The sequence below is a fragment of the Blautia sp. ZXY-1-B12 genome, assembly GCF_056339915.1.
Genome location: NZ_JBWJVP010000227.1, coordinates 44,837 through 56,244, shown reverse-complemented (window position 1 = coordinate 56,244; position 11,408 = coordinate 44,837). Strand labels below are relative to the sequence as shown.

The following is an 11,408-nucleotide window of genomic DNA, read 5'->3' as shown; positions in this document are numbered from 1 at the left end:
CTCTGTGCAGCCGTTTTGCATATTTCGTTTCTATAAGCAATTATGTTTATTTATCCTGGCAGAAATATCCGGATCAGACAGCCGGATCTGTAGGATCAAAATTAGCAGCTCCTCTTAACGGAGTCAGTGCTTTCTTTCCAAGAGGTCCTTTCATTGCATCATCTGCTTTATATTTACCATCAATAATACTGATCGGTGCGCCATTACAGTTCTCATAAACCCACTTCGCATCTGCCACACAGGTTCTGATACATCCATGTGATGCGGGAGATCCAAGCTTATTGTACTCTACTGCCGGAAGATTATATGAGTTTGCCTGGCCGCAGGCTACAGAATGAACAAAGATTCCTCCCTGTCCGGCACCGTCTACATGAGTTCCATACTGTCCCCAGGATGGTCCCATAAGAGGCTGCCACCTCAGGCTTCTGCTCAGTGTAAAGTTACCGGTCGGAGTTGGTGTTCCTGCTAAACCTACAGATACCCTGATCGTCTTAACAGGAATTGTTCTGGCTGAATCAGCATAAACAGTCATAACTCCGTTTACTCTGTCCACCTGAACAGAATACGGTCCTCTGTATCTGTTTGTCAGATCAGTGATACGGTATCCGTTACGGTCAAAGTAATACAGAATTCCATTAACTCTCATACTCTTATTTCTTGCAAATCCGTTTCCTGACGGATCGATATATCTCACCAGGTTTTTAGCATTACTTACAATTACCCATCCTCTTGTATATTTACCGTTTGCATCCAGATAACCGTTTACTCCATTCTTTTTCATAAACTGATTTGTCTGAACCACACATTCTTTAAGATAATAGTAATTGCCGCTGTATTTTCTCCATCCGCTCTTATACAGGCTTCCCTTAGAGGATGCGATATACCATTTCTTTTTATAGCGCACCATTGTGCTCTTATATACTTTACCTTTGTGTTCTGCGGATGTAGATGATTCAAATATATATTTCTTTCCATCGATTTCTGTCAAACCGCTTGCAAGCTTTCCTGATGGTTTAAAATAATAACCTGCGGAAGTCCACTTATCCGTATAATGATTTCCCTTGGAATCAAAATACAGCCAGCCAAGGAATTTGCCACTGGTGCTGACAAGTTTCTGCCAGCCATGTTTCTCAACAACACGACCCGGAGTACTTCCAAAGTAATAGTAATGATCGCCTGCTTTTGCCCATCTCTTTGTCCAGGTTGCCCGCTTTCCGTTTGAACCAAAATAATATCTGAAATTGCCGTATTTTACAAGTTTATTTCTATAAATCTGGCCGTTACTGTCGGTACAGTAATATGCACCATTCTGAGCCTTCTTTATCACTGATTTCAGAACATATCCATTGGCATCCAGCAAATAACTTCCGGTTCCTTTCTCCGGAATAGCTGTGGCAACTACGCCACGCTTATAATATTTACCTATATCTGCCGGAACACTTCCCTTTTTAAAATACAGCCAGCGCTCTCCCTTAGTGGTATCTGAGCGAAGCCATCCATTGTGGAACATTTTTCCGGGGATGTCGCTGCTTGCAGGATCAAAATAATACAGGTTTGATTCGCCGTTAACTGTGAGGGTGATCTCTCCTGTCTGTGGCTTACCTTCAGGATCGAGGCAGTAATAATCCTCATTGATCTTGAAATATCCGGTATATGTACCTTCTGCTTTTGCTTTCGCTTCAAGCTGTGCAATTGTCTCCAGATTACCATTCTCATCGTAGTACTGGAAATATGTTCCTGTCCATTTCCATACACTCTTCTCCTGCTGGCCTACTGTAGATGTATATGGAGTTATCGCTTCTCCTTCACATCCGGTATAAACAACAGCCTCATCTGCAGTTGTAAAATAGGACTGATTTGCCTGGGCTTCTGTTTCTTCCCCTGTGGCATCTTCTCCTGCTGACTGAGCTGCATCTGATGTCGGTTCTTCATCAGCTGAAGATTTTTCTTTTACCTCAGCCTGTCCAGTTACAAGGATTCCCTCTTCATCAAACAGATAATATCCTGTATGGGTTTCCCCTTTATACTCTGTGCTGATCTTTACAATTCCGTCTGCCGCTGTATAAAATTCTTCATTTGTTACAGACACTGTATCCGTTGCTGCTGGTGTTTCCATTGCTGTAACCTCTGCTGTCACAGCTGTTGTATCTGTTTCAGCCACTGCTGTTTCAGATGATTCTGTCTGATCTCCTGAGAATCCGTCAGTCTCAGACGGCATCTCCTCATCGGGTAGTGCTACTGTTGCTGCTTCCTGATCATCTGTATTTGCTGTATCCTGATTTTTTGCAGGTTTGCGCAGTTTAAAGCCATTCTCTGTGCTTACCCAGTCCTCAGCTTTCACTACAGCGGCTCCAACGGCATCCGTAGCATCTGCTGTTGACGGCGTCTCGTCCGGCAATGCAGCAGCCGTATCCGTTCCCGCTGTAAATGCGTCGTCTGTCTGTTCCTGTGATGGTACTGCTGTCCCATCATCTCCATCTGAAAAAGCGTCTGCTTCTGTTTCAGAGGTTTCTGTTTCAGAAGTTCCTGTTTCAGAAGTTTCTTCTGTAACATTTACTTTTTCTGCATCTGTCTGTGTGGCAACAGCCGGAGCTGTATCAGGTGAAGTAAATGCAGCAGCACCTGCTTCACTGACAGTTGCCATTGTCATAATAAGACTCAATGTAACCGCAACTAATCTTCTTTTCACAATAAGTTCCTCCTCTTTTAGTCATGTTACTTTATGGTTACTGTTCACTCTGTTTGTGCACAGCAGCTTTCTACTCGCCAAGGCCGCTATCAATAGCAGTAACAAGATGATCCAGGGCTTCCTGTTCATCAACACCTTCACAGGTAAGTTCTATCTCATTTCCGCATTTTACGCATGCACCAAGTACACTCAATACACTCTTTGCATTTGCCATGCCCCCATCGTAGACAAATGTTATCTGTGACTGGTATTTCATTGCCTCATTGCACAAAATCCCCGCAGGTCTCAGATGAAGACCTGTGGGATTTTTAACTGTCACTTTTTTACTGACCATTTCACTGTTCCTCTTATATTGTTACTACCCCTTCTGTAAGTGGAGAATTCTTTTATTCCTTGTTTTCCTTACTGTCATCAACAGCAGTCCCTGATGAAATCACTACTTCCGTAGTCACATCTTCCACTGTCTCATAACCATCCGGCAAGACTATCTCAACCGGGACTTCATAACTTCCTTCTTTTTTGCCATCCAGATCTATAGATGCCTTAATGTCTTTGTCATTATTCAGATCATCCAGATCTTTGTTATCTGATTTGATCCGCACTTCTATCTGTGCAGTCTCAAATGTTACCTGCAGATCTTTCGGTTTATTCTTAACCTCTATATTCTTAGTCGGAAATTCAAACTCTCTGCTTCCGGCCGGAAGAATACTTACAGTTACCCATACATCTTCACTGGAGTCACTGGTAAGTTTCACATTGTCCGGCAGAAGATTCGTAAGACTGATTTTTTTCTCCACATCTTCGGATTCACCGGAAATATCAATACTGTCTTCCGGTATAGTGATCACATTATTATTATCCGCAAGACTTTCAAGACCTTCTGCACTGCCTGCTACACTGATCGTATCCGGCACTGTTCTCACAGCCCCAACCTGATATCCTTCAGCCGGTGTCCCTACATAATCTGCAGATATCTGCACTCCCTGACGGATTTTCCATAATTTGGCAGTCACTGTTACTTTTGCATTATTCTCAATCCGCAATGAATTCATTTCAGAATCGGTAAGTACCTCCTGATTCTTATCAATGATCGTAAGGTTTACATCCTGTGTAAAATCCTCTGTATTCCCATCCAGTTCAATGGAAGCATTTACCTTATCTATTTTATTGATCAGCGTCTTCGGGCCTGTAATCCTTACTTTCTCCGGACTGGCAGTCAGACTTCCTACTTCATAATCTTTGCCCGGTTTCGTATCACCTCTGCTGACATTTACCACAAACTCCTGTGTCTCTTTTTCATCAAGATTTACACTGAGATTCTGAGGAGTAACTTTGATATCACTGGGAGATACCCCCGGTACAGAACAGGTAACGGTAATAGGAACCATAACCGGATTTGTATCCAGGCTTACCGCCTGCTGAAGATCAGCTACCGCAGAGATGTCTGTGACTTTAATCTTGTCTCTGATCTTCTTAGTTGCAGTGATCGCAACTTTTATGGAATCCTGGTTCTGTTCCGGCATACACATCTTACCGATGGTATCTGAAGATTCCACATATTCCTTGTTGATCAGTTCCACATCATTGAGCGTATAGTAATTGGTTCCTGTCGGATTATCTATATTTACAACGATCAGCCATAGCACAACAGCTATTGCGACAGACATGATTTTCAGAGGTATATTATCTGTTATTTTTCGCTTCTTCATGCTTCACTCTTCCTTTCAGTAAATGGCGAAGTTTGCTGTTGTCTACAACCTGCTTATTCTGCGCTCTGACCAGGATTTCTCTGAGTTTTGCACTGTTTACACCTCTGGTCAGCTTTCCTCCCTGCGCTACAGATACCTGACCGGTTTCCTCTGATACAATGATCGTAACAGAATCTGTCTGCTCACTGATCCCCACACCTGCCCTGTGCCGCGTTCCAAGCTGTTTGCTCAGTTCCATATTATCAGACAGTGGAAGATAGCATGTTGCAGCCACAATCCTGTTCTCTCTTACAATAACAGCTCCGTCATGAAGTGGTGTGTTATGTTCAAATATATTGATCAGAAGCTGACTGGTAAGGATTGCATCCAGATTAATACCTGTTCTTATATAATCGGTCAGCAGCTCATTCTGCTCAATTACGATCAGTGCTCCGGTCTTAACTTCTCCCATATCAAAACATGCTTTGACCAGCTCACTGATGGTTTTATCCGTAAATCTTTCCTTCACCTCTTTACCTGCATCAAAAGGTATCAGTGAAGCCATGATCCGCTTTTGTCCAAGCTGTTCCAGAACTTTTCTGAGCTCCGGCTGAAAAATAACGATCACACCTACGATCAGTGTACTTGCCAGATTTGAAAAAATCCACAGAATCGTATTCATCCTGAAAATATACGCGATCAGAATGAAGAGGAGAACGACCAGTATTCCTTTCAGAAGTGTATATGCATGAGTATATTTGATCCATACCATGAACTGATATACAAAAAAAGCGATCAGTGCAATCTGTATGATATCTATAATCCCAATCTTAGGAAATGCCAGTCTTGATAATGTCTCTATCAAATTTCCTGAAAATTCCTGCATATGGCTCTCCTTTCCTTATCATTTTTATATACCTTATCGTTGAAAATGTTTTCAGTGGATTTTGTGTTACTGTTCACTCCGTTCACAGTAACGATTTTGTCTCATCGTTACCGGAAACTGCTTTTTACAGATTTTTTAATGATTCTTCCAGTTTCTTCTCAAAATCCACGCTGTCAATATCTTTCTTTCTCTCTACAGGTGCTGCAGCCTCATCTGTCGTCACTGCTTTCTCATCACCATGAAAAATAGGATTCGCATAAGAAACAACGTTATCCTGTGCCGGTCTTTCATCCTTTGCAGAACTTCCGTTAATCTTCTTTATACTTCTTTCAGATGTTGTGACACAGGCTTTCGGCACTGCTTTTACATAATAATAATATTCATCATCCTCATATTCCAGTCTCTCGGTACGGGTATAGTCACCACCAAATACAAAGAATTCAAGAAGTAATCCTATCACCACAGAGATCACTGTATAAATGATCAGCGTAACAACATCAATATCCAGTCTAAAATAAAATCCACCTGCAATAATCATCAGAACATACACAACTCCACCTGCAATAATGGCAATTCTCCATGCATAGTCAAAAGAGCGGGTACGTATCAGATTCACCAGCAGAATCACTGCGATAAAGGCAATCACTGTGATCCACATTCCCCAGTTCTGCACGATTCCATCTGTCAGAAGTTTTAATTTGTCAGCTATGGCAACATCCGAGTTCTCCAGAAGTTTATGCTGTACACGTATAAAACGGATAAAATAGTAAATAATCACTCCGCAGCCTGCAGGAAGCGCAGAAAACGCATTGCACAAAAGTCCGCTTCCGATAGGAAGAAGCGTCGGAACACTGAACCCAAAGGAAAGCGGTGTAAATACAAGTACTAAATTATTGTCTGAACTGAATCTCAGGAAGAGAATTGCCATAAACAGGATCAGCACAAGCATAAAACCTGCAACTTCTATCCCCAGTGCATAACCATGTGCGACCATCAGGGCAAATCCTACAAAAATCATTACACCTGAAGGAAGAATGGAACAGATCAGTGCAAGGATCAGAACAATAAATATATTATCGATCTGCTTCATATATCCCATATTGGTATTGATCCATATGAAATAAACCATTGCCAGAACGAAACGTAAGACAGGCAGGATATAAATCTCATACTGGCTGTATAAATTCTTTATTCGCTGTTTTAATTCGAGTAATGCTGTCATTTTTTATATCCTCCTGTAACTCCTCTGGCTGAAGATTTTTTATCTTCGCGACCGTAGATTTTACTTAATTGTGTAAGTTCTTCATAATAATTTTTCACACTTTTCTTTGCTTTGTGGTATTTCACCGTATATTGGATATATGTCAGGACAGAAAACAGTACCAGCACTGCCACATACCCCAGAATAACTTCCACGCCCAGTGAAACAAGGTTCATCTTATGAACATTATCTATCAGATATTCAGCAAAATATGCTGCGATACCGGCCAGAATCAGGCAATACCCAATCGTAACAAGGAAAAAATTCTTAATCATGGCAAGTCCGATATAATCACTACGGTAGTACCTGCTGACCGGAAGATATTTCTTTCCTTCACCCTGTTCATACATGGCAAGTTTATTCATGATTTTTATCTTCTCTTCATTTAACATAAATTACTCCTTACTGTATGCTTTTCCTTTTGCTATAATCCGCTATTACTGTTCACTCTGTTCTCAGCAACAACCTGATATCATTCATATAATCATACAGATTAATTGTAACATATATCATTATGTATGAAAAGTATTTTTTCTTATCTCCTGCCTATGCAAACCGTAAGAAAATAAACATTTCCGGCACCTTTTCTCTTCAGGCATCCGGCCATTGCATCGATCGTACTTCCTGTTGTATACACATCATCTATCACCAGGATATTCTTTCCCCTGACATCTCCGGTCACGCAGAACGCTTTTTCCAGGTTTTTTCTTCTCTGCAAAGCATTCAGTTTTTTCTGCGACTTTGTCTTTAAAACTTTCTGCACAATATTGACATCTGTGGAAATCCCGGTATAATGACCGAGTTTCTCCGCCAGATATGCAGCCTGATTAAAACCTCTCTGCCGCTCCTTCGACCTGTGTACGGGAACCGGCACAATCAGATCCGGCTTCCATTCCCGCAATTCTTTCTGCGCATATCGATACATTGCTCTGGCATAAAAATCACCGTATTCTCTGCATCCATAGTACTTATATCTGGTAACAGATCTTCTCATTATGCCATCATAGACAAAAATACCTCTTCCCTGTTCATACACATGCCTGTGTTTCTGACAGTCTCTGCAGTATTCCCCTGTTTCTATGGGTTTTCCACATTTATAACATCTGGGATGACCAATCGGACGAAGTTCTTTCTCGCATTCCGGACAGATCATCCTTCGCTGATCTGCCAGTATTTTCTGACAGACCGGACAGCATCTCGGGTAAAAAATATCAGCTACCATGTTCAGAAACCGTTTCATTTCCATTTCCTTCCACTATTTTACTCTTTGTTTTGCTATCCTCTGTATTTCTGTTTTTCTCATATTATCGGAATAAATTTTTTCTCTGTTATTATTCAGTCATCAGATCACAGTCTGCAATATCATTCTTCACCATCTGTATTATTATCCCCTGTAGTCTCACTCAGTTCTCTGATCCGTTCATCCAGTGCACTGTATCTCTTCTGCTGTTTTTCATTGTGTATCATCTCTGCAAAGGTCTCCTCGTTTCCCACAACCGTCACACATTTTCTTGCTCTGGTAACTGCGGTATAAAGAAGGTTCCTGTTTAAAAGCATCTGTGGTCCGGAAAGTAATGGAAGTATGACTGCCGGATACTCAGATCCCTGAGACTTGTGGATTGTAATAGCATATGCAAGTTCCAGTTCCTCCAGCTGTTTGAACGAGTACATTGCAAAACGTCCATCCTCAAATTCCACTTCTGCTGTCTCAGCAAATTCATTGATTTCCCTGAGGATTCCGGTGTCTCCGTTAAATACTCCCACGCCTTTCTCAATGACAACCCCATATCGTCCCCGGATTTCCCATTCCATCTGATAATTATTTCTGATCTGCATGACCTTGTCCCCTGTGCGGAACAGCCGGTCTCCAACCGCCCTCTCGGATTTCCCGTCTTCCGGCGGATTCAGGTATCTCTGCAGGATCTGGTTCAGCCGCTCTACTCCCAGAAGTCCCTTTCTCATAGGTGTCAGTACCTGTATCTCAAAGGGTTTGGCATCTACATAGCGCGGCAGTTTCTCCTGGATCAGCGCGATCACTACTCTTATAATGATATCTGCATCATATCTCTTCAGAAAAAAGAAATCCCTGCTCTTATTATTGATCTGAACCTGTTCTCCCTTATTTATCTTATGAGCATTTACAACAATATCACTCTCTGATGCCTGTCTGAATATCTTAGTCAGTTCCACTACAGAGAAACATCTGCTTCGGATAATATCTCTCAGCACATTGCCCGGGCCTACACTCGGAAGCTGATTCTCGTCCCCCACAAGGATCAGTCTGGTTCCTGCTACCACTGCAAGAAGAAGAGAATGCATCAGATGAATATCCACCATAGACATTTCATCAATAATGATCACATCTGCCTCCAGCGGATTCTGTGCATTCCTCTCGAATTTAGCTGAATGCCCGTCCCTCTCTTCTTCCGGCATTCCATTCAGTTCCAGCAGACGGTGAATTGTCTGCGCCTCATATCCGGTAGTCTCTGTCATTCTCTTTGCAGCACGTCCGGTAGGTGCAGCCAGCCGAATCTCTGCACCTTCTCCCTCAAAAAAGCGGATGATCGCATTGATCGTTGTCGTTTTACCTGTACCGGGGCCTCCTGTAAGAATAAAGAGTCCATGATCCGCTGCTTCAGTGATTGCTTTCTTCTGCATTTCATCCAGAACAGTTCCTGTCTCTTTCTCGATCAGCTCAATTCTGTGCCTGACAAGCTCTTTATCCTCAGGACACACAATATTCAGTTCATTAAGCATCCTGGCAGTGTTCAGTTCCAGATAATAATACTGTGCCGGATAAACGATAGTTTCTCCGCTTTTTTCTTTCAGCACCAGCTTCCTGTCAATAACCATATCCATAAGATGTTTCTCCATATAGGATTCATCCACTCCCAGAAGTCTGGCACATCTTGTAAATAACTGTTCCCTCGGAAGATAAGTATGTCCTTCTCCCGAAGCCTGCAGAAGAGTATACAGCATTCCGCTGCGGATTCTGTAATCTGAGTCTGCGTGAATACCGACTCTGGCAGCAATCTCATCAGCAATCTTAAATCCCACACCGGAAATATCTTCCGCAAGTCTGTAAGGATTCTCCTGAAGGATCGTATAGACAGATTCCTTATATTTCTGATAAATCTTTGCGCCCAGGTTCAGGGAAATCCCATATTTCTGCAGAAAGATCATTACTTTTCGCATCTCTGCCTTCTCACTTACCTGCGCAGCGATCTCCCGGGCTTTTTTCTCACTGATCCCCTTTACCTCTGCAAGCCGCTCCGGCTCTTCTTCTACGATACGGAGTGTGTCATCTCCAAACTTCCGCACGATCCTGGCAGCCAGTGCAGCACCGATTCCCCTGATGGCGCCCGAACCCAGATAACGTTCTATTCCATATGTATCCTCCGGCATCTTCTCTGTAAAAGAACTGATCTGAAACTGTTTGCCATATACCGGATGATGGATATATACTCCGGTTGCTTCAATAGATGCCCCCTGTGTGATCGCAGGGAAACTTCCCACGCAGGTCAGCTCTTCCTCTTTTTTTGTACCTTTCAGTACCATAACTGTATATCCGTTATCTTCATTTCTGAAAATAACATGATCTATGTATCCTGTGACAGTTTCACTCATGTGCTTTTCTCCACACCTCCTGCTTCTTTGAGCCTCTGACAACGCAAAAAGGCACTGCACTGTGCAGTACCTCCTGCTTTATCCGTCAAAACGTGCCATTACCTCTGCATACTTACCGGTTCCCACTGCGACCACGCTCATTGCATCCTGAACAGTCAGTGTACTTACTCCGGTTCTCTGCTCGATCAGTGTATCCATCCCATGAAGAAGGGCACCGCCGCCTGTAAGTACGATTCCTCTGTCTACAATATCCGCAGCCAGTTCCGGCGGTGTCTTTTCCAGAATTCCATGAACAGTCTCCACAATCTGGCTTGTAGCATCCTTTAACGCCACACGTATTTCTTCTGAGGTAAGTGTCACTGTCTTCGGCAGACCGGTGATCACATTTCTCCCCTTTACTTCCATTGTTCTCGGATTTGATTCCTCTATAGCCGTACCAATCTGAATTTTGATCTTCTCTGCCATATCTTCTCCGATAAAAAGTCCATGATTCTTTCTCACATAGTTCAGTATAGCCTGATTAAAAGTGTCCCCTGCAACTTTCACAGAAGCCGAAACCACAACCCCCGCAAGAGAGATAACCGCAACATCCGAAGTTCCGGCTCCAATGTCTACGACCAGATTTCCAAAGGGCTTGGTCACATCCACCCCGGCTCCGATTGCCGCAGCTATAGGTTCCTCCACCATATAGACATCTCTGGCACCAGCCTGATAGGTTGCTTCCTCCACTGCCTTTTTCTCAATCTCTGTAATTCCACTGGGAACACAGATACTGATCCTGGGCTTGCGGAAAGCTCTTCTTCCTATTGCTCTGGATATAAAGTATTTCAACATCTTCTCTGTAACTGTATAATCAACGATCACGCCCTGTCTGATGGGACGGATGATCTCCATATCTGAAGTAATGCGCCCTTCCATCAGACGGGCTTCTTCACCGATCGCACGTATCTTCTCTGTATTTTTATCATAAACTACGATCGAAGGCTCATTTAGCACAAGCCCCTTTCCTGTAGAATAAGCCAGACTGTTCCTGGTTCCCAGGTCAATCCCAATATCACTTGTCGGCATGGAAATCCCCTTTCTGTTCTTACGTTCTCCTCATCCCCTTCAACTGATCATTACTTTTTACAGTCTCTACCGGGGACTTATCCGGTTTAGTTATAACAACTCCATAAAATAATGCGATCAAAACAGTCCAACAGGGCTTCACATCCTGATAAGCCGGATCAAAATATATTATTTACGAGAATTGCTATA

At 42.8% G+C, this 11,408-nt stretch carries 9 protein-coding genes; all 9 read right to left on the bottom strand.

Features of this window, described 5'->3' with window-relative positions; translation table 11 throughout:
• Positions 1–73: 73 nt before the first annotated feature.
• The 9 genes from AC075L_RS15515 to mreB all read right to left on the bottom strand — a co-directional run bounded on the left by AC075L_RS15515 (position 74) and on the right by mreB (position 11,219).
• Positions 74–2,689 carry a L,D-transpeptidase family protein gene (locus AC075L_RS15515; protein ID WP_476387882.1) on the bottom strand — a complete coding sequence of 872 codons (2,616 nt, stop codon included), beginning with the start codon at positions 2,687–2,689 and terminating at the stop codon, positions 74–76.
• Positions 2,690–2,759: 70 nt separating this feature from the next.
• Complete coding sequence (locus tag AC075L_RS15510) at positions 2,760–3,023, bottom strand: HPr family phosphocarrier protein (RefSeq protein ID WP_008706135.1); 264 nt, start codon at positions 3,021–3,023, stop codon at positions 2,760–2,762.
• A gap of 52 nt (positions 3,024–3,075) precedes the next feature.
• Positions 3,076–4,398, bottom strand: a complete 1,323-nt coding sequence (locus AC075L_RS15505; protein WP_008706136.1) for a CdaR family protein — start codon at positions 4,396–4,398, stop codon at positions 3,076–3,078.
• Positions 4,373–5,263: a diadenylate cyclase CdaA gene (cdaA, locus tag AC075L_RS15500; protein ID WP_055057595.1), complete on the bottom strand. Its 891-nt coding sequence runs from the start codon at positions 5,261–5,263 to the stop codon at positions 4,373–4,375. Before cdaA ends, AC075L_RS15505 begins: the two co-directional genes overlap by 26 nt.
• Before the next feature lie 124 nt (positions 5,264–5,387).
• Complete coding sequence (locus tag AC075L_RS15495) at positions 5,388–6,485, bottom strand: hypothetical protein (RefSeq protein WP_118569059.1); 1,098 nt, start codon at positions 6,483–6,485, stop codon at positions 5,388–5,390.
• A complete protein-coding gene (locus AC075L_RS15490; RefSeq protein WP_008706141.1) occupies positions 6,482–6,916 on the bottom strand; it encodes a hypothetical protein in 435 nt (144 codons plus the stop codon). The genes AC075L_RS15495 and AC075L_RS15490 overlap by 4 nt, the downstream gene beginning before the upstream one ends.
• Positions 6,917–7,059: 143 nt before the next feature.
• Positions 7,060–7,764, bottom strand: a complete 705-nt coding sequence (locus AC075L_RS15485) for a ComF family protein (RefSeq protein WP_025578505.1) — start codon at positions 7,762–7,764, stop codon at positions 7,060–7,062.
• Positions 7,765–7,886: 122 nt separating this feature from the next.
• Positions 7,887–10,151 (bottom strand): SF1B family DNA helicase RecD2, encoded by a 2,265-nt coding sequence (gene recD2 / locus AC075L_RS15480; protein WP_118569058.1) that lies wholly within the window; start codon positions 10,149–10,151, stop codon positions 7,887–7,889.
• Between the two features lie 78 nt (positions 10,152–10,229).
• Positions 10,230–11,219, bottom strand: a complete 990-nt coding sequence (gene mreB / locus AC075L_RS15475) for a rod shape-determining protein (RefSeq protein WP_008706145.1) — start codon at positions 11,217–11,219, stop codon at positions 10,230–10,232.
• Positions 11,220–11,408: the final 189 nt, after the last annotated feature.

What these genes read in the sequence shown, in the direction of transcription:
- AC075L_RS15505 (WP_008706136.1), bottom strand. Translation starts at nt 4,398, where the DNA reads ATGAAGAAGCGAAAAATAACAGATAATATACCTCTGAAAATCATGTCT.
- AC075L_RS15510 (WP_008706135.1), bottom strand. Translation starts at nt 3,023, where the DNA reads ATGGTCAGTAAAAAAGTGACAGTTAAAAATCCCACAGGTCTTCATCTG.
- AC075L_RS15490 (WP_008706141.1), bottom strand. Translation starts at nt 6,916, where the DNA reads ATGTTAAATGAAGAGAAGATAAAAATCATGAATAAACTTGCCATGTAT.
- AC075L_RS15485 (WP_025578505.1), bottom strand. Translation starts at nt 7,764, where the DNA reads ATGAAACGGTTTCTGAACATGGTAGCTGATATTTTTTACCCGAGATGC.
- cdaA (WP_055057595.1), bottom strand. Translation starts at nt 5,263, where the DNA reads ATGCAGGAATTTTCAGGAAATTTGATAGAGACATTATCAAGACTGGCA.
- recD2 (WP_118569058.1), bottom strand. Translation starts at nt 10,151, where the DNA reads ATGAGTGAAACTGTCACAGGATACATAGATCATGTTATTTTCAGAAAT.
- AC075L_RS15495 (WP_118569059.1), bottom strand. Translation starts at nt 6,485, where the DNA reads ATGACAGCATTACTCGAATTAAAACAGCGAATAAAGAATTTATACAGC.
- mreB (WP_008706145.1), bottom strand. Translation starts at nt 11,219, where the DNA reads ATGCCGACAAGTGATATTGGGATTGACCTGGGAACCAGGAACAGTCTG.